The following is a 17979-nucleotide window of genomic DNA, read 5'->3' as shown; positions in this document are numbered from 1 at the left end:
AGTGGCTCAGCGTGAGATCGAAGCGGCAGCTCGGTTCAACCTCGTGTACGGAGTGCGCAGTGGCAGACCACACAAACAACACCTGGTCACAAATGGGCGGCATTCCGCACAACGCGGTACAAACCGGAAGTGTAACTGGCGGTATTCACTTCAACAATACAGACAGCAACCTGCCGGTGCCACAGCAGTTACCACCCGACGTAACACACTTCACGGGCCGCCACAGCTTTCTGAGAACACTCGACGCACTACTGGAGAAAGACGAAGAAGGCAAAACGGAACCGGTTGTCATCTCGGCCATTGCGGGAACTCCGGGCGTCGGTAAGACAGCCCTCGCCGTACATTGGGCACATCGAGTGAAAGACCACTTCCCCGACGGCATCCTTTACGTCAACCTACACGGTTACGACCCTTACCAGCCAACCAATCCCATCGAGGTTCTGGACGGGTTCCTCAAATCACTCAACGTGAGCGACGCCCGGATACCGGTGGACCTGGACGGCAAAATGGCGATGTATCGGTCGATACTAGCCAAACGCCAGGTCCTCGTAGTACTGGACAACGCTTCCAAACCCGAACAGGTCCGTCCACTCATCCCCGGCTCGTCGACCTGCCTTGTACTCGTGACGAGCAGGAGCCGGCTGTCCGGACTCGCGATGCGCGATGGCGCCCGGTCGATCTCATTGGGATTGCTGTCATCGGCAGACGCGATAGCCCTGCTGCGCGACATCGTCGGACCCGCTAGAGTGGACTCGGAAATCCACAACGCGACGCGGTTGGCGAAACTGTGCGACCACCTTCCCCTGGCGTTGCGGATCGTGGCACAAAGAATCCGAACCAATCCGTCCACCGATCTACGGCAGCTCGTTGAAGAACTCTCCGTCGAACGGCAGCGCCTGGATGCACTCCAACTGGACCACGAGGACGAGAGTTCGGCCATACGCACGGTCTTCTCTTGGTCATACAAGGCCCTGCCGCCCGACCTGCGACGAACGTTTCGACTACTGGGCCTGCACGACAGTCCGGACATCACCGACGAGACGGCAGCCGCACTGGCCGACGTCGACGCCTTTCGGGCGAAACAGACATTGAACGGACTCGTCAGTGTTCACCTGATCGAAAAATACGGCCTTCACTACCGCTTCCACGACCTGATTCGAGTATACGCCGGCGAGCGCGCGAAGATAGATGAACCCGCAGAGGAACGCACCGCCGCGATCACGCGGCTCAATGCCTGGCGGGCCTACCTTAACCACTACCGGGCAGCTCGCTTGAGCGAATCACTCAACGATCGCTGGGGTGCCGCTGTGCAATTCAGGACGACCGGGGAGATGGTTCTGCCACACCGTTGGAGCGAGCGGGCGATCGACTGCTTCGAGATCGCGCTCACACACTTTCGCCGAGCTAACGATCCACGGCAACTCGGAAAGTGCATGTACGCAATTGCCATCGCCTACGCTCAGCTCGGCGAGGGCGCGAAGTCGACGCGGTACATGCGCATGGCCGTGGAGCAGTTCGCAAAGGTGGGAGACGACTACAGCTATACCGAGTGCCAACGAAGCCTGGATCATCTGGCCTGAGCACGAGAACCGCCATAGCGGCGCCCCATGCGCGTGGGCGTTCCGAACAGTACAGTCACGATGGCGGTGTTCGACTCGCAGGTCCCCGCGAGGTTGCGGCCCGAAGGCGTGCCGATTCTGGCGAATGAGCAGCCTTCGGGACCGCGGAAAACCTGCCGGTTCAGCCGTTGAGCAGGGCGCGCGACATGACCACGCGCTGGATCTGGTTCGTGCCCTCGTAGATCTGGGTGATCTTGGCGTCGCGCATCATGCGCTCCACCGGGAAGTCGCGGGTGTAGCCGGCGCCGCCGAACAGCTGCACGGCGTCCGTCGTCACCTCCATCGCCACGTCCGACGCGAAGCACTTGGCCGCCGCGGTGATGAAGCCGATGTTCGGCTCGCCCCGCTCGGCCTTCGCGGCGGCCACGTAGACCATGTGGCGGGCGGCTTCGATCTTCATGGCCATGTCGGCCAGCATGAACTGGACGCCCTGGAACTCGGAGATCGACTTGCCGAACTGCTTGCGGTCCTTGACGTAGGCGATGGCGGCTTCCAGCGCGCCCTGGGCGATGCCCACCGCCTGCGCGCCGATGGTCGGCCGGGTGTGGTCCAGCGTCTTCAGCGCGGTCTTCAGGCCGGTGCCCGGTTCGCCGATGATGCGGTCCGCCGGGATCGTGCAGTTCTCGAAGTGGATCTCCCGCGTGGGCGAGCCCTTGATGCCCAGCTTGCGCTCCTTCGAGCCCACGACGAAGCCCGGGTCGTCCTTGTGCACGACGAACGCCGAGATGCCCTGCGACTTCTTCGGCGCGTCCGGGTCGGTCACGGCCATGACCGTGTACCAGGTCGACTCGCCGGCGTTGGTGATCCAGCACTTCGTGCCGTTCAGCACCCAGTGGTCGCCGTCGAGGCGGGCGCGCGTGCGCATCGACGCCGTGTCCGAGCCGGCCTCCCGCTCGGACAGCGCGTACGACGCCATCGCCTCGCCCGACGCGATGGACGGCAGCACCTGCTGCTTCAACGACTCCGACGCCGACAGCAGGATCGGCATCGTGCCCAGCTTGTTCACCGCCGGGATGAGGGACGACGACGCGCAGACCCGCGCCACCTCTTCGATGACGATGCACGTGGCCACCGAGTCGGCACCCTGGCCGTCGTAGTCCTCCGGCACGTGCACGGCCGAGAAACCGGACTTGACCAGCGCGTTCAACGCCTCGACCGGGAAGCGCTCCTGCTCGTCCACCTCGGCCGCGTGCGGTGCGATCTCCTTGTCGGCCAGCGACCGCACCGCCTCGCGCAGCGCCTCGTGCTCCTCGGCGAGCTGGTAGGTACCGAAGCTCGGGTCCACGTTAAGTTACCTCCCGGTAGGGCGTCCTACCCGGATGTTAGCGCGCGTTCACTCAGTTCGCCGCTGTGCCGTCGGCAACAGCTCGGAGTGCCGCGTCCTTCTCCAGCACCAGCTCGGCCAGGGACGCCTGGAACGCCTCCATGCGCTTGCGCAGCTCCGGGTCGGCCGCCGCCAGGACCCGCACGGCCAGCAGCCCGGCGTTGCGCGCGCCGCCCACCGACACGGTCGCCACCGGCACGCCCGCCGGCATCTGCACGATCGACAGCAGCGAGTCCATCCCGTCCAGGTACTTCAACGGCACCGGCACGCCGATCACCGGCAGCGGCGTCGCGGACGCCACCATGCCCGGCAGGTGCGCGGCCCCGCCGGCCCCGGCGATGATCACCTGCACGCCGCGCGACGCGGCCGTGGCCGCGTAGTCCAGCATCCGCTGCGGCGTGCGGTGCGCCGAGTACACGCCGACCTCGTAGGTCACGTCGAACTCGGCCAGCGCCTCGGCCGCGGCCTTCATCACCGGCCAGTCCGAGTCGCTGCCCATGATCACGCCGACCTGCGTCACTGCTGCCCTCCGTGGATGTCGTACCCGTCCAGCCACACACCGTCGGACAGCCAGTGCGCCGCGAGCCCCGCCCGCCGCCGCACCTCGTCCATCCGCTCGCCGAACAGCGTCACGTGACCGATCTTGCGCCCCGGCCGCTCCGCCTTGCCGTACAGGTGCACGTGCGCGTCGGGGAACCGGGCGAACAGGTGGTGCAGCCGCTCGTCCGGCCCCATCTCGGGCGGCGCGGACGCGCCCAGGACGTTCGCCATGACGACGGCGGGCGCGACGAGGTCCGTCGCGCCGAGCGGGTAGTCCAGCACGGCCCGCAGGTGCTGCTCGAACTGCGAGGTGCGGGCGCCCTCGATGGTCCAGTGGCCGGAGTTGTGCGGCCGCATGGCCAGCTCGTTGACGACCAGCCCGTCCTCGGTCTCGAACAGCTCGACGGCCAGCAGCCCGACCACGCCCAGCTCGGCGGCGATGCCCAGCGCCAGCTCCTGCGCCTGCTCGGCGAGCGCCGGGTCCACGTCCGGCGCGGGCGCCAGCACCTCGACGCAGATCCCCTCCTGCTGCACGGTCTGCACCAGCGGCCACGCCGCGCCCTGCCCGAACGGCGAGCGCGCGACCAGCGCGGACAGCTCCCGGCGCATCGGCACGCACTGCTCGACCATCAACGGCGTGCCGGCGGCCAGCAGCTCGGGCACGACCCGCTGCGCGCTCTGCGGCGTGTTCAGCATCCACACGCCGCGGCCGTCGTAACCGCCGCGCACCGCCTTCAACACGCACGGCCAGCCGTGCTCCGCGCCGAACTTGAGCACGTCGGCGGCGTCCTGGACGGCGGCGAACGGCGGCACGGGCGCGCCCAGCGCCGCCAGCCGCTCGCGCATCACCAGCTTGTCCTGGGCGTGCAGCAGGGCGTCCGGCCCGGGGAACACCTTCACGCCCTCGGCGACCAGCGCGTGCAGGTGCTCCTGCGGCACGTGCTCGTGGTCGAACGTGACGACGTCGCACGACTTGGCGAACGCCCGCAGCGCGTCGAGGTCGGTGTGCTTGCCCAGTTCGACGTCCCGCGCGACCTGCGCGGCGGGGTCGGAGTCCGACTCGGCGAGCACCCGCAGCGACTGGCCGAGCGGGATGGCGGCCTGGTGCGTCATGCGGGCCAGCTGGCCGCCGCCGATCATGCCGACGACGGGGAGACGAGTTCGGGAGTCCACGGTTCGGTGATTCTACGTGCACAAACGCGATGGTCCGGACCCGGCCGGGCGGGAAGCCTCGCGCACTCCTCGAAGCGCGCGAGACCCCCCTCAGCAGGGCTGCCGCGGTGCGAAGGCGGCGAGCCCGGTCCCATCAGGCCCGACGGGCCCGGCGAACCCACGTGAACGCCAGCACGAGCAGACCGGCGGCGAACGCCAGGAAGATCCCGGCCTCGATCAGCTGGAACGGCACGAGCCGGTCGATCGGGTGGTACTCGGAGACGAAGTGCACGCCCCTGTCGTCCATGCACTCGGTGAAGTCCACGTACGACCTGGTGTCGGAGCACCCCTGCGGGAAGGTGATCTCGTTGCCCGCCGCGTCGGAGTAGCTGCTGCGCACCGTCCACGTCACGTTGTCGGGGTTCCACCCCGTGTGCTGCCCGTACGTCTCGACCTTGCGCAGCGGCTCCTGGTAGAACGGTCGCCAGAACCCCGCCACGGCGGCCCGCACCGCGAGGTACACGCCGAGCGTGAGCCCCATCGACAGCACCGTGCGCCTGGTGATCGCGCTGAACGCCAGGCCGAGCGCGAAGCCGAACGCCGCGTACCCGACCTGGACCTGCGGTGCGGCCTCGAACGCGTCGCTGTAGAAGGGCATGAACGGCGCGAATCCCGTCACGACGGCGTTCATGCTGTTCATCAGCTTGATCAACGCCACGCCGAGCACGGCGGCCAGTGCGGTGGCGGTCACCCCGAGCAGCACGACCTTGGCGGCCAGCCAGCGCAGCGGGCCGACGTCCTGGCTCCACACCACGAGGTGCGTGCGCTGCTCGTACTCCCGCGACAGCAGGGGCGCCGCCCAGAACACCGCGATGACCGCGCCCAGGACCGTGGTCGCGGACGCGAGCGCCTGGCTCACGCCCAGGTACCCCCACTCGCCGAACAGCTCCTGGGCCTCGCCGGTGGCGTCCGCGTGCGACGCCATGCCGACGGCCAGGGCCGCGACCGCACCGACGGCGAGGGCCGTGACGACGATCGCCCACCGGTGCTGCCGCCAGGTCAACCACGCCAGGTCACCCCACCCGACGCGGGCGCGTTCGGTCACGGGCGCGGCGGTCGTCGTGGTGCCGGTCATGCGCCCGCTCCCTTCCGGGTGGCTTCGAGCTGCGCGAGCACGTAGTCCTCCAACGTCGGCAGGCGTTCGACCCACGATCCCGCCACCACCGGCCGCGGTCGCCCCTCGGGCAGCTCGACCAGGAACGTCGACTGGTTGCCGGTGTGCACCGCCCGCACGACCTCGCCCAGCGCGGGCGGCACGTCCGAGCGCGGGCCGGTGTAGCTGACGTGCCGGTCGAGCAGCTCGTCCAGGTCACCACCCGCCAGGAGCCGACCGTGCGCGAGCAGGAGCAGGTAGTCGGCCACGCCGGACAGCTCCGCCACGACGTGGGTGGACAGCAGCACGGTCATGCCGGTCTCGGCGACCTCGCTCAGCAGCTCGGCGGTCACCTCGCGGCGGGCCAGCGGGTCGAGGTTGGCCAGCGGCTCGTCCAGCATGAGCACGTCCGGCCGGGAGCCGACCGCCAGGGCGAACGCCACCTGGGCCTGCTGGCCGCCGGACAGCTTGCCGCACGCCCGGTCCAGCGGGATCTCGAAGCGCGCCAGCCAGCGGCGGGCGCGCTCCTCGTCCCACACGGCGTTGAGCCGCGCGCCCAAGCGCAGCACGTCGGTCGCGGTGAAGTGCCGGTAGACCGGCTTGTCCTGCGACACGAACGCCACCCGGCCCACCGCGTCCGCCGACCCCTCATCGGCGTCGAGGAGTCCGGCCAGGACGCTCATCAACGTCGTCTTGCCGGCGCCGTTCGCGCCGACCAGCGCCACCACCCGACCTCTGGGCAGTTCGAACGTGCACTCGCGCAACGCCCACTTGGCGCGGTAGCGCTTTCCCAGCGACCGCGCTCGCACCGCGACGGCGCCGTCCACAGCTTCGACAGCGGTGCTCACGGGACCGCCACCTCCTCCCCTTCGGCCAGGACGGAACGCACCAGGGCGTCGACGTCCTCGCTGTCCAACCCGGCCGCACGTGCCTGCGCGACCCACTCGGCCAGTCCCGTTCTCAATGCGGCCATCACCTCCGGGTCGGTCGAGCCGAGACCGGCCTTGATGAACGTGCCCGAGCCCTGGCGGGCTTCGACCAGGCCGGACAGCTCCAGTTCGCGGTACGCCTTGAGCACCGTGTTCGCGTTCACACCACTCCTCGCGACGACGTCGCGGACGGTCGGCAGCCGGTCTCCCGGCCCCAGCCAGCCCAGGCGCAGCGCCTCCCGCACCTGGCGCACGAGCTGGAGGTAGGCGGGGAGGCCGCTGGACCGGTCGATGCGGAACTCCACCCGGCGCCTCCAAATTGTGTTACTCAACTAAGACACTGCAACACCGTTCAGCAACGGCCGGCGGTTGTCAAGCCGCCACGGCGCGACCACCCCCGGGAGGCGATCACCCCACCGGCAGTCGTGCCGCCCACGGTGGGGTGCCGCCATCTCCCCCGTCCGTGACAGGCGGGCGGGCACCCGCGACCGGACCGGGTCGTTTATCGCCACAATGGCCGTCCTCGGCGCTCGCGAATCCGGTCCGGCACTTTTACTTGGGGTGCTCGTAAGACCCACCCGAAAGGAATGCGAATGGCATTCGGACGAATCCTCGCCGCCGTCGCCGTGGCCGCGTCAGCCCTGCTCATCGCGCCGACGTCCAACGCCGAGACGCCCGACGCGCAGCAAGAGGAATGGGTGCTCGAAAGCGTCACCCGGCCGGGCGATGTGTGGGACCAGACCAACTGGGACTGGGATCCGATGTTCCCGGTCATCGCCCACCCGTACCACGGCGAGGGCAATCAGAAGTGGCACAAGGACGACGACGGCACCATCAAGGACACGATGTACGGGTGGTGCGCGACCGCGATCGACGGCAAGCTCGCGGGCCGCGACTGCGACGGCTCCGAGAGCCAGCGGTGGGTGGGCCGGTCCTATGACGACTACTACTCCTGGCACTTCGAGTCGGGGTCGTCCGGCCAGTGCGTCACGCACAACGGCGCGTACGCGGAACTGATCCTCACGCCGTGCGACCCCGGGCGGACCGACCAGCGCTGGAACCTCCACCACTGACGGGTGAGGAGCCCGGCGCGCTGGGGAGGCAGGCGCCGGGCTCCTCGTGGGGGAGGGGGTCTTCAGTTGTCGGACGCCGGACAGGGGTTCGGCATCCGGGGGTGCAGCGGGGGTGTCAGCGGCCGAACCCGGCCACCAGCGCCAGGGCTTCCTCGCAGGTCGGGGGCAGTTCCTCCAGCCAGACCCGGACCGGGCCGGTCGGCGCCACGTGCGGGTCCACGGCCAGCCGGTCCGCGGTGAGCACGCGCAGGTTCGCCACGGCCCGCATCAGGTGCCGGTCGCGGCGCAGCAGCACGCACGCCACCGACGTGCCGACCGAGGCCACCGTCTCACCCGCGTCGAACACCTCCTTCAACGCGTCGGCCAGCAAGGTCCTCGCCACCACGCGCGACCACCCGGACGTGCGGGTCAGGTCCAGCGCCACCACGACCAGCACGTGGTCCTGGCGACCGGTCGCCCGCGCCTCGGCGTACACCTCGCGCAACCGCGTGTTGAGGTACGCCGACGTGGCCAGGCCGGTCAGCGGGTCGTCCGCGGCGCAGCTCGCCGCGCGCCTGCTCATCACGTCGGCCCAGCCCAGCGCGGTGGACCGCAGCATCCGCGCCGGGATCGCGTCCACGCTGGGCGACACGATCCCGGTCGACCCGGGCGGCTCCTCCAGCACCGCGTGCAACGCGGCCAGGTCGAGCAGCGTCTCGGCCAGTCCCGCGCCCGACTCGGCCCGCGCCGCCCCGAGCCGGTGCAGCTCCGCGCACGCGTCACCGCCGTCCAGCACGGCCCGGCACACGTCGTCGACCTCTGCCAACGGCCAGTCCGCCGGGAACGCCCAGCCCGCGGCCATCGTGGCGGTGCGCCACCTCGACCGCAGTGCCCGCGACCCTTCAGCGCCGGAGCGCCGCGTGACCGCTTCCCGAACACCCACCCGGATGCCTCCTCGACGTCGGTTTCCGCCTACGAGACGTGCCCCGAGGTCATCCATGACGGCATTGAGTCCACCCAGTCGGGGGGTTCAGGGTGACGGTGCGCGACCTGGTGCGTCACACTGGCGCCGCGCGAGGAGGGAAGACAACGTGGCGACCGTTCCTGCCGAAGTCCAGGGACCGAGCGACGCGGAGCTGATCGACTCCGTGCGCGGCGGGGACATCGACGCCTACGGGCAGCTCTACGAGCGGCACGTGACCGCCGCGCACAACCTGGCGCGCCAGCTCGCGAGGTCGTCCGCCGAAGCCGACGACCTGGTCGCCGACGCCTTCGCCAAGGTCCTCGACGCGCTGCGGGCGGGCCGCGGGCCCGACTCGGCGTTCCGCGCCTACCTGCTCACCGCGCTGCGCCACACCGCCTACGACAAGACCCGCCGCGACCGCAAGCTGGAGCTGGCCGACGACGTGGCCGAGGTCGCGCCCGAGGCGACCAGCGTGCCGTTCTCCGACACCGCGGTGGCCGGGCTGGAGCGGTCGCTGGCGGCCAGGGCGTTCGCCCGGCTGCCCGAGCGATGGCAGACCGTGCTGTGGCACACCGAGATCGAGGGCCAGTCGCCCGCCGAGGTCGCGCCGCTGCTCGGCCTGACCGCCAACGGCGTGTCCGCGCTGGCCTACCGCGCCCGCGAGGGCCTCAAGCAGGCTTACCTCCAGGTCCACCTGGCCGAGACGCAGGCCGAGCGCTGCCGCGCCACCGTCGACAAGCTCGGCGCGTGGACCCGGGGCGGGCTGTCCAAGCGGGAGACCACGCAGGTCGAGGCCCACCTGGACGAGTGCCCGGGCTGCCGGGCGCTGGCCGCCGAGCTGGCCGACGTCAACGGCGCGCTGCGCGGGATCATCGCGCCCCTGGTGCTCGGCGTCGGCGCGTCCGGCTACCTGGCCGCGGCGGGCGCGGGCACGGCGAAGGCGGCCACCGTCGCCGCCGCCGCGGGTGCGGGAGGCGCCGCCGGCGCGGCCGCGTCCGCACCGCGCCAGTTCCTCGGCGCCGCCGTCTCGGCCGCCGCCCTGGTGGTCGCGGTCGCGATCGGCCTGGCGGCCGGGGACGAGCAGGAGGTGCCGGCCGCGCAGGCCGCGCCGGTGCCCACCACGCAGCCCGCCCAGCCGCCGGCGACCAACCCGCCACCACCCGCTCCCGTGCCGTCGCCCGAGCCTTCGCCGGAACCCGCGCCCGCGCCCACCACCGAACCCGCGCCCACCACCGAACCCGCGCCCACCACCGAACCCGCGCCCTCCGCGGAACCGGCGCCCTCCGCGGAACCCGAGCCGCAGCCGCAGCCGCAGCCGGAGCCCGAGCCGCAGCCCGCGCCGCCGAACCTCGTGCCGGTGGTGCCCAGCGGGTTCACCCTGACCCCCGGCGACGACCCGGTCGACCTGCCGATCACCGTGCGCAACTCCGGTGAGACCCCGTCCGAGCCGGCCGGCGCCGCGCTCGTCCTGCCGCCCGGCGTCCGGTCCGTCGGCCCCGCCGCGTCCTTCGCGGGCGACCGCCTGCTCCGGCTCGACGGCGCGGCCGACCAGACGGTGGCCTGCCCGGCCGGCACGGGCGCGGTGACGTGCGCCACCGCGCAGGGCATCGCGCCCGGCGGCACGGCGACGTTCGTCTTCCGGGTGCAGGCCGACTACCAGGCGACGACCGGGCGGATCACCGGCACGGTCAACGCGGGCACGTCGGTGAGCGTGGCGATCGCGGTCGACGTCGAGGTGCGCCCGGTGCACGACGACCTGGAGCTGCTGGTCCACCGCCGGCAGCACGGGTTCTGGGACCCGCGACTGGACATCAAGGCCACCAACACCGGCGGCCGGCCGGGCGACCTGCGGCTGGTCGTGGAGTCCGACCGGCACATCACGCTGGTCGCGCTGTGGCCCGGCTGCGAGCGGTCGTGGGACCGGGTCGTGTGCCAGGTGCCGCTGGAGCGCGGCGAGTCGTTCCGGCTGTCGGTGTGGGCGGTCGGCGCGCCGCACCACGAGGGCGTGGTGCGGGTCTCGGCGACCCTCGGCACCGCGTCCGAGAGCGTCGACGTGCCGATCTCGACCCGGCCCGGCGGCGGCGACCACGACGACCCCGAGCCACCGGTCGTGACGACGACACCCTCGCCGACGCCGACCACCACCCGGTCGACGCCGCCGACGACCACCACCGAGCCGGCCGGGCCGACGACCACCACCACCACCACGCCCGCACCCACGAGCACGCCGTCCCCCGAGCCGACCACGACGACCCGGCCGACGACGGAACCGACCACCGAGCCGACCACCACGCCGGCCCCGACCACGCCCCCGGCGCGCAGCGAACCGTGCCGCCCACGGCCGCCCTGGTTGCCGCCCCTGGTCGGTGACCTGCTGCCGGGTCGTTGCGACACCCCTTCGTGATCGTTCGGTGACGCGGTGGGTAACCTGCCCCGGTGCTGCCACTAGTGCGCAGGGTTCTGGGCCTTCTGCCGGAACCGGTGCGGTTCCTGATCAACAAGCACCGTGAGCTGATCCGCTTCGCCGTCGTCGGCGGCACGACGTTCGTGATCGACAACGGCGTCTGGTACGCGTTGAAGCTGACCGTGCTGCAGGACAAGGTCGTCACGGCCAAGGCCATCGCGGTGCTGGTCGCGGTCATCTCGTCGTACGTGCTCAGCCGCGAGTGGTCCTTCCACACCAGGGGCGGGCGTGAGCGGCACCACGAGGCCGCGCTGTTCTTCCTCGTCAGCGGCCTCGGCATCGGGGTGAACCTGGCCCCGCTGTACGTGTCGCGGCACGTGTTCGACCTGCACTCGGAGATCGCCGACTTCGTCGCCGGATCGGTGATCGGCATGCTCCTGGCCACGGGTTTCAAGTTCTGGGCGATGCGCAAGTTCGTCTTCCCGCAGGCCGACGCGCGCCCGTCGGTGCGACCGCTGCACGTCGTCGCGGAGCAGCGCGAAGTCGCCTGAACAGGGCTTTCACCCCGGCTTTCCGTAGACTGCCGGGGTGTCCGTTGTCGAGAGCGTCGTCCTGCGCCTGCCCGAGCCGTTGCGCTCGCTGGCCCTCAAGCACCGAGAGCTGCTGAAGTTCGCGGTGGTCGGCGGCACGTGCTTCGTCATCGACACGGTCATCTTCCTCGTCCTCAAGACGACCGTGTTGAGCGAGAAGCCGGTCACCGCGAAGATCGTGGCGACCCTGGTGGCCACCATCGTGTCGTACGTGCTCAACCGCGAGTGGTCGTTCAAGACCAGGGGCGGGCGCGAGCGGCACCACGAGGCCGCGCTGTTCTTCCTGATCAACGGCATCGGCATCGCGCTCAACTCGCTGCCGCTGTGGGTGTCGCGCTACCTGCTGCACTTCCAGGAGCCGCACGTGACCAGGCTCGGCGAAGAGGTCGCCGACTTCGTCAGCGCGCAGATCATCGGCACCCTGATCGCCATGGCGTTCCGCTGGTGGGGCTACAAGAAGTGGGTCTTCCCCACCGCCGACTTCCGCCCGCGCCGCGTGACCAGGGCCTACGACCGCAAGGCCGACGAGACCCCCGGCGGCTCCTGACCGGTCAGCGGTTCCCGGCCAGCACCCCGAGCGCCGCGTCGTGCAGGTGCCCGTTGGAGGACAGCACGGTGCCGCCGTCGAACCGCTCCACGCCGCCGAGGTCGCTGAACCGGCCGCCCGCCTCCCGCACCAGCACCTGGAACGGCGCGACGTCCCACGGGTTCACGATCGGCTCCGCGGCCACGTCGATCGCGCCCTCCGCGACCAGGCAGTGCTGCCAGAAGTCGCCGAACGCCCGGTTCTCCCAGCACGCGTCGACCAGCGCCAGGTACGCCTCGCGCGAGTGGTGCTCGACCCACGTGCCCAGGTGCGTGGTGGACAGGTAGGCGTCGGACAGCTCACGCACCCCCGACACGGAGATCTCCCGCTCCCCCGACGCGTCCGACGTGTGCGCGCCACCGCCCGCGGCCGCCCACCACCGGCGGCCCAGGGCGGGCGCGCTCACCACGCCGACCACCGGCACGCCGTCCTGGACCAGCGCGATCAGCGTCGCCCACACCGGGACGCCGCGCAGGAAGTTCTTGGTGCCGTCGATCGGGTCGAGCACCCACGCCCGGCCGTCGCCCGCCGTGCCGCCGCGCTCCTCGCCCGCGACCTGGTCGTCCGGCGCCTCGACCGCGAGCACCGCGCGGATCGCGTCCTCGACCGCCACGTCCGCGTCCGTCACCGGCGTGCGGTCCGGTTTGCGCTCCACCACGAGGTCGCGGGCGCGGAACCGGGCGGTGGTGATCGCGTCGGCCTCGTCCGCCAAGCGGAGGGCCAGGGACAGATCTGCGCGAAGGTCGGACACGCACGGGATCGTGCCACGCCTACGCTGGGTGGTGTGAGCGTGGTCTTGTTGGCCGAGGACGACCCGGCGATCGCCGAACCGCTGTCCCGCGCGTTGCAGCGGGAGGGGTACACGGTGCAGGTCGTCGCCGACGGTCCGGGCGCGTTGGCCGCCGCCGAGCACAGCGGCGTCGACCTGCTCGTGCTCGACCTCGGCCTGCCCGGGATGGACGGGCTGGAGGTGTGCCGCCGGCTGCGCGCGGCCGGGCGCGGCCTGCCCGTGCTGATGCTGACCGCCCGGTCCGACGAGGTCGACTTCGTCGTCGGCCTGGACGCGGGCGCGGACGACTACGTGGCCAAGCCGTTCCGGCTGGCGGAGCTGATGGCCCGCATCCGCGCCCTGCTGCGCCGCCGCGCGCCCGGCACGCTGGAGGTCAACGGCGTGCGGATGGACCTCGCCGCGCGCCGCGTCACCGTGGACGGGCTGGAGGTGCAGCTGGCGAACAAGGAGTTCGAGCTGCTGCGCGTGCTGATCCAGCGCGCGGGCCAGGTGGTGCACCGCGACGAGATCCTGTCCGAGGTCTGGAACGACCCGGAGCTCAAGAGCAGCAAGACCCTCGACATGCACATGTCGTGGTTGCGCCGCAAGCTCGGCGACGTGCGGTCGGTGGAGCGCCGCATCGCGACCGTGCGCGGCGTCGGCTTCCGCTTCAACACCGCGGACTGATGCGCAGCCGGATCCTGCGGGCCATCCTGCTCGCCGTCGCCGTCACCGGGTTCGCCCTGGGCCTGCCGCTGGGCTACACCGCGCTGCGGCTGGTGGAGGACGGCGCGCGCACCGACCTGGCCGCGCGGGCCCAGCGGATCGCCGCGTCCATCGACGACCAGATCGCGAACGGCCGGGAGATCGACCTCGGGCCGGTGGAGGTCGGCGTGCCGGAGGGCGGCCACCTGCTGGTGACCACGCCCGACGGCGCGCACGAGTTCGGCCGCACGCCCGGCCCCGACCCGTTGTCGGTGGAGGTGCCGATCGCGCAGCAGGGCACGGTCCGGCTGGAGCTGTCGTCCGCGCCGATGCACACCGCGCAGTACCAGGTGGCGGCGCTGGTGGTGCTGCTGGTCGTGCTGTCGGTGAGCACCGGCACGGTGGTGGCCACGGTGACCGCGCGCAAGCTCGCCCAGCCGTTGCGGCACGTGGCGGCGCGCGCGGCCCGGTTGGGCGCGGGTGACTTCCGGCGCGACGACCGGCGGCACGGCGTGCCGGAGCTGGACCTGGTGGCCGATGCGCTGGACCGGTCGGCGGGTGCGCTGGCGGAGCTCGTGCAGCGGGAGCGGGAGCTGGTCGGCGACGTGTCGCACCAGCTGCGCAGCAGGCTCACCGCGTTGCAGCTGCGGCTGGAGGCGCTGTCGGTGCACCCGGACGCGGACACGGCGGCCGAGGCGCGGGCCGCGCTGGAGCAGGCCGAACGGCTGGCCGAGGTGCTCAACGAGATGCTGGCCGCGGCGCGGGCCGCCCGCGCGGTGGGCGCGGAGCCGCTCGACCTCGGCACCGAGCTGACGGCCATCGCCGAGGAGTGGCGCGAGCCGCTGCGGCGGGTCGGGCGCGCGTTGCGGGTGCGGGTGCCGGACGGTCTGCTGGCCCGGGCCACGCCCGCGCGGCTGCGGGAGGCGATCGGCGTGCTGCTGGACAACGCGCTGCGGCACGGCGAGGGTCAGGTCGTGGTCTCCGCGCGCCGCGACGACGGCACGGTGGTCGTGGAGGTCGCCGACGGCGGCGCGGGCGTGCCGGACGAGCTGGCGCACCACATCTTCGAACGCGGCGTGTCCGGCGGCGGGTCGACCGGTGTGGGCCTGGCGCTCGCGCGGGCCCTGGTCGACGCCGACGGCGGGCGGCTGGAGCTGTCCACCGCCCGGCCGGCGACGTTCGCGCTGTTCCTGCCCGTGCCGAAGGCCGAGGACGTGGTGGGCGTGACCTGGCGGACCGACCTCACGCCTCGGTAGGCGCGGCGGGCTCCGGGGTCACGGGCCCGGGGGCCGCGGGCTGGGGCAGCACGCCGACCGCGCCGCGCACGACCTGCGCCCACACCAGCCGGCCGAACAGGTAGTGGCAGGCGACGTCCTCGCTGGTGAACGCCGCCCAGTCGTACCGGTTGCCCTGCTCGCGCCAGAAGACCTCGACGCCCTCCTCGGTCGGCACCAGGCACCACCGGTTGTCGGCCTCCGCGCCGATCGACACGACCTCCGCGGGCACGCCGACCGCCAGCAGCCAGCCCTGGATCGACTCCGCGTTCATGCCATCTCCTCCAGGTAGCCCAGCGCGACCAGGTCGGCGACCGGGTAGGTGGCCCGGAAGCGGGCGCCGCCGCCGGGCTGGCCGAACCACTCGGCGGACAGGGTGAACCACACCGGCAGCACCTTGGTGACCCGGTAGCGGTGGTAGCCCGCGTCCACCAGGGCGGGCGGCAGCGACCGTTCCGCGAAGGGGGTGCCGAGCTGGGACAGCACGCGTCCCTCGGGCCCGCCGAACCGGTCCAGCTCCACGCCGACCGCGAGGACGCCGGGCCGGCCCGCCTCGTAGCCGCCCTCGGGGAACAGCTCGCCGGGCGGCCAGGCGTACTCGGGCGGGTCGGCGCGGACCAGGAACCGGCGGTCCCAGTCGCGCTCGTGCATGCCCGCCAGCGGGTCGTAGCCGTCCAGCAGCACGGGGTCGGGCGCGGCGCCGGGCAAGAGGGCCGGGCGCGGCCGGTTGACCGCGGGGACCGGGTCGGTCGACGTGGGCGCGGCCGGCTCGGCGCCGGAGAGCCGCGACCGCAGCGCGTCCTGGCTCACCGCGCGCAGGTCCAGGCCGTACTGGGCGGAGGCGTCGACCAGGTCGCCGTCCGGGTGGCCCTGCGGCTCGAAGCGCAGCCCGGCGGCGAACGTCTCGTCCTCCGACGGCGGCGGCAGTTGGCGCGCGGGCTTGGCGCTGGGCGGCGGCAGCGTGCCGCCGGGGAACATGTGCAGCAGGAACACCGCGGCCGCTTCGGTGGTCGGCTCGGCGGTCTGCGCGGCCCGCACCGGCGGCCCGGCCGGGGTGTCGTCCGGTTCGGCCGGCAGGACCGCGGACGCGGAGCCGGCCGGGAGCGGCGGGGCGATCGCGTCGCGCCCGCCGACCGGGATCGGGACGATCGCGAACGCGAGGTCGCCCTCCTTGACCTGCTGCCCGACGGCGTCCAGGGCGTCCTTGACCTCCTGGCGGAGATCCTCGACCTCGCCCTTGGCCTGGACCTCGCCCTTCGGCTGCGCGTCGGTCTTGACCTGCGCGTCCGCCTTGGCCTGGCCGTCCGCCTTCGGGGCGGCTTCGCCCTTGCCCTGAGCGCCCTGCCCCTGGTTCTGGCCCTGGCCCGACTGGCCCTGGCCTTGACCCGACGACTGACCGGACTGAGTCTGACCGGACTGGGTCTGACCGGACTGGGGCTGACCCGGTTGGGTGGCTTGGGCGGCACGCGCCTCGGCCTTCGGCGCGGCCTGCGCACCGGCCTGCTGACCCGGTGCCTGGGTGGTCGCGTTCGCGGCCGGGCCCTGCGCCACGGCCGCTGCCGCTGCCGCCGGAGCCGCTGCGGGCGCGCCACCACCGACCGACGGGCCGCCGAACGACGGCCCCTGCGGACCCGCCTGGTTCGCGGCGGGCGTCGCGGGCTGGGCGGTCGCGTGCGGCGCTTCGGCGGGCGGCAGCAGCGGTCGGTCCAGGACCGCCGCCGACGACTGGTGCACCGTGCCCTCGGTGCGGGTGACGGCGTCCACGACCGGGTTCGCCGCGCCGACCACGGGGTTCACCACGTTCTCGACCAGGTTGCCGAGGCCGGGCGCGTGGCCCTGGCCGGGTGCGGCACCGGATCGGCCGGGTGCGTTGTCGTGGCCCGGGGCCGCGGTCTCGGCCACGCCGTGCGCCACGTCCGCCGCGCCCTGGACGGTGCGGCCGACCGTGTCGTCCACCACGCCGCCGAGGTGCTGGACGGTCTCGCCGGTCTTGTCCAGCACCGGTTCCACCACGGCCGCGACCGGCGGGGCGACCTTCTCCACCACGTCCAGGACCGGCTCGGCCACCGCGCCCACCGTGTCGGTCACCGCGCCGAGCAGACCGCCGACCAGGCCGGGAGCCGGACTGGTGCCCGCGGTCGCGCCGGCACCGCCGGGGGCCGGGCCACCCGGAGCCGGGCCGCTGCCCGCGCCGGCGGGTGCCGGGACGGTGCTCTCCGACCCGCCGGGCAGCAGGGTGTCGACCAGCCCGGGCAGCAGGCCGCCGAGCGGAGCACCGCCCTGGCCGCCACCGCCCTGGCCGCCGGGCACGGCGCCGCCCTGCGGCTGACCGTGACCGCTGCCGTGACCCGCGTCGCCGGGCGCGTGCACGCCGGGGTTGGCGTCGACCGGCGGCTGGTGGCCGCCGACCAGCACGCCGCTGTCCAGCCGGACCGCGCTGGTCAACGTGTGGGTCAGGTGGGCGACGTTCGCCGCCGCGCCGCGCACCGCCGTGTCCAGCCCCAGCAACGCCGTGGGGTGCCCGGCGTTGGCCGCCTGCTGCGCCGCGTCGTTGTTCTTCGCCAGGTTCACCAGCTCGCGCACCAGCTCGACCTTGGCCGCGCCGACCTGCTCGGCCGCGTGGTCCAACCGGTCGGCCGCCGCGTGGCAGCCGCGCAGCACGGCGTTCAGCGTGCCGTCCGGCGCGGTGAACCTGTTCCAGTGGCCGCGCGCCGCGTCACCGGTCGACCCGGTCATCGCGGCCAGCGCCTTGCCCGCCGAACCGTCGGACTCGCCCGCCAGCGTGGACAGCTTCGCGCCCGCCTCGCGCCACGCCGCGGCCGACGCGCGCAGCTTGTCCTCGTCGGCCTGGGGCCACGAGACCCCGGCCTTCGCGGCGACATCGGCCAGCTCGGCCGGCAGCTCGATCCCCATCACGG

17 protein-coding genes are annotated in these 17979 nt (G+C 72.6%); 7 read left to right on the top strand and 10 right to left on the bottom strand.

Going from position 1 to position 17979, the window contains the following annotated elements; all coding sequences use genetic code 11:
- Nucleotides 1-59 precede the first annotated feature (59 nt).
- Nucleotides 60-1580 (top strand): ATP-binding protein, encoded by a 1521-nt coding sequence (locus ACIQMJ_RS29960; protein WP_499764333.1) that lies wholly within the window; start codon nucleotides 60-62, stop codon nucleotides 1578-1580.
- A gap of 160 nt (nucleotides 1581-1740) precedes the next feature.
- Here ACIQMJ_RS29960 and ACIQMJ_RS29955 read toward each other — a convergent pair whose 3' ends face one another.
- From ACIQMJ_RS29955 to ACIQMJ_RS29930, 6 genes are all read right to left on the bottom strand, one after another.
- Nucleotides 1741-2904 carry an acyl-CoA dehydrogenase gene (locus tag ACIQMJ_RS29955; RefSeq protein ID WP_499764332.1) on the bottom strand — a complete coding sequence of 388 codons (1164 nt, stop codon included), beginning with the start codon at nucleotides 2902-2904 and terminating at the stop codon, nucleotides 1741-1743.
- Nucleotides 2905-2956: 52 nt separating this feature from the next.
- Nucleotides 2957-3463 (bottom strand): 5-(carboxyamino)imidazole ribonucleotide mutase, encoded by a 507-nt coding sequence (gene purE, locus ACIQMJ_RS29950; protein ID WP_499764331.1) that lies wholly within the window; start codon nucleotides 3461-3463, stop codon nucleotides 2957-2959.
- Complete coding sequence (locus tag ACIQMJ_RS29945; RefSeq protein WP_499764330.1) at nucleotides 3460-4656, bottom strand: 5-(carboxyamino)imidazole ribonucleotide synthase; 1197 nt, start codon at nucleotides 4654-4656, stop codon at nucleotides 3460-3462. Before ACIQMJ_RS29945 ends, purE begins: the two co-directional genes overlap by 4 nt.
- A gap of 133 nt (nucleotides 4657-4789) precedes the next feature.
- On the bottom strand, nucleotides 4790-5770 hold the full coding sequence (locus ACIQMJ_RS29940; RefSeq protein ID WP_499764329.1) for an ABC transporter permease: 981 nt from the start codon (nucleotides 5768-5770) through the stop codon (nucleotides 4790-4792).
- Entirely contained in the window at nucleotides 5767-6636 is an 870-nt protein-coding gene (locus tag ACIQMJ_RS29935) for an ABC transporter ATP-binding protein (RefSeq protein ID WP_499764328.1), read from the bottom strand. The genes ACIQMJ_RS29940 and ACIQMJ_RS29935 overlap by 4 nt, the downstream gene beginning before the upstream one ends.
- Nucleotides 6633-7022: a GntR family transcriptional regulator gene (locus ACIQMJ_RS29930; RefSeq protein WP_499764327.1), complete on the bottom strand. Its 390-nt coding sequence runs from the start codon at nucleotides 7020-7022 to the stop codon at nucleotides 6633-6635. The genes ACIQMJ_RS29935 and ACIQMJ_RS29930 overlap by 4 nt, the downstream gene beginning before the upstream one ends.
- A 288-nt stretch (nucleotides 7023-7310) precedes the next feature.
- On the opposite strand from ACIQMJ_RS29930, the gene ACIQMJ_RS29925 reads away from it, so the two are divergent.
- Nucleotides 7311-7790 (top strand): ricin-type beta-trefoil lectin domain protein, encoded by a 480-nt coding sequence (locus ACIQMJ_RS29925; RefSeq protein WP_499764326.1) that lies wholly within the window; start codon nucleotides 7311-7313, stop codon nucleotides 7788-7790.
- Between the two features lie 115 nt (nucleotides 7791-7905).
- On the opposite strand, the gene ACIQMJ_RS29920 is transcribed toward ACIQMJ_RS29925, so the two are convergent.
- Nucleotides 7906-8712, bottom strand: coding sequence for a GGDEF domain-containing protein (locus ACIQMJ_RS29920; protein ID WP_499764325.1), 807 nt, complete (start codon nucleotides 8710-8712; stop codon nucleotides 7906-7908).
- Nucleotides 8713-8860: 148 nt separating this feature from the next.
- Between ACIQMJ_RS29920 and ACIQMJ_RS29915 the strand changes: the two genes are divergently transcribed.
- The 3 genes from ACIQMJ_RS29915 to ACIQMJ_RS29905 are packed head-to-tail and all read left to right on the top strand — an operon-like array spanning nucleotide 8861 to nucleotide 12274.
- Nucleotides 8861-11137, top strand: a complete 2277-nt coding sequence (locus ACIQMJ_RS29915) for a sigma-70 family RNA polymerase sigma factor (protein WP_499764324.1) — start codon at nucleotides 8861-8863, stop codon at nucleotides 11135-11137.
- 35 nt (nucleotides 11138-11172) lie between these two features.
- Entirely contained in the window at nucleotides 11173-11688 is a 516-nt protein-coding gene (locus ACIQMJ_RS29910; RefSeq protein ID WP_499764381.1) for a GtrA family protein, read from the top strand.
- Between the two features lie 37 nt (nucleotides 11689-11725).
- Nucleotides 11726-12274 (top strand): GtrA family protein, encoded by a 549-nt coding sequence (locus ACIQMJ_RS29905; protein ID WP_499764323.1) that lies wholly within the window; start codon nucleotides 11726-11728, stop codon nucleotides 12272-12274.
- Nucleotides 12275-12278: 4 nt separating this feature from the next.
- On the opposite strand, the gene hisN is transcribed toward ACIQMJ_RS29905, so the two are convergent.
- Entirely contained in the window at nucleotides 12279-13064 is a 786-nt protein-coding gene (gene hisN, locus ACIQMJ_RS29900; protein WP_499764322.1) for a histidinol-phosphatase, read from the bottom strand.
- Nucleotides 13065-13103: 39 nt separating this feature from the next.
- Here hisN and ACIQMJ_RS29895 point away from each other — a divergent pair, with 39 nt between their 5' ends.
- Complete coding sequence (locus ACIQMJ_RS29895) at nucleotides 13104-13769, top strand: response regulator transcription factor (protein ID WP_499764380.1); 666 nt, start codon at nucleotides 13104-13106, stop codon at nucleotides 13767-13769.
- Entirely contained in the window at nucleotides 13769-15043 is a 1275-nt protein-coding gene (locus tag ACIQMJ_RS29890) for an ATP-binding protein (RefSeq protein WP_499764321.1), read from the top strand. Before ACIQMJ_RS29895 ends, ACIQMJ_RS29890 begins: the two co-directional genes overlap by 1 nt.
- Here the strand turns inward: ACIQMJ_RS29890 and ACIQMJ_RS29885 are convergent.
- Nucleotides 15030-15335: a hypothetical protein gene (locus ACIQMJ_RS29885; protein WP_499764320.1), complete on the bottom strand. Its 306-nt coding sequence runs from the start codon at nucleotides 15333-15335 to the stop codon at nucleotides 15030-15032. The two genes, ACIQMJ_RS29890 and ACIQMJ_RS29885, sit on opposite strands and share 14 nt — an antisense overlap.
- The gene (locus ACIQMJ_RS29880; RefSeq protein ID WP_499764319.1) at nucleotides 15332-17974 is read right to left on the bottom strand and encodes a glycohydrolase toxin TNT-related protein; all 2643 of its coding nucleotides are present in this window, start codon (nucleotides 17972-17974) and stop codon (nucleotides 15332-15334) included. Before ACIQMJ_RS29880 ends, ACIQMJ_RS29885 begins: the two co-directional genes overlap by 4 nt.
- Between the last annotated feature and the right edge of the window lie 5 nt (nucleotides 17975-17979).

The sequence above is a fragment of the Actinosynnema sp. NPDC091369 genome, assembly GCF_044757065.1.
Classification (GTDB): domain Bacteria; phylum Actinomycetota; class Actinomycetes; order Mycobacteriales; family Pseudonocardiaceae; genus Actinosynnema.
Note: the sequence above shows the minus strand (reverse complement) of the source record. Positions and strands in the feature narration are given on the sequence as shown.

Coding starts and splice junctions, on each gene's coding strand:
- ACIQMJ_RS29925 (WP_499764326.1), top strand. CDS start 7,311: ATGGCATTCGGACGAATCCTCGCCGCCGTCGCCGTGGCCGCGTCAGCC.
- ACIQMJ_RS29890 (WP_499764321.1), top strand. CDS start 13,769: ATGCGCAGCCGGATCCTGCGGGCCATCCTGCTCGCCGTCGCCGTCACC.
- ACIQMJ_RS29880 (WP_499764319.1), bottom strand. CDS start 17,974: ATGGGGATCGAGCTGCCGGCCGAGCTGGCCGATGTCGCCGCGAAGGCC.
- ACIQMJ_RS29940 (WP_499764329.1), bottom strand. CDS start 5,770: ATGACCGGCACCACGACGACCGCCGCGCCCGTGACCGAACGCGCCCGC.
- ACIQMJ_RS29885 (WP_499764320.1), bottom strand. CDS start 15,335: ATGAACGCGGAGTCGATCCAGGGCTGGCTGCTGGCGGTCGGCGTGCCC.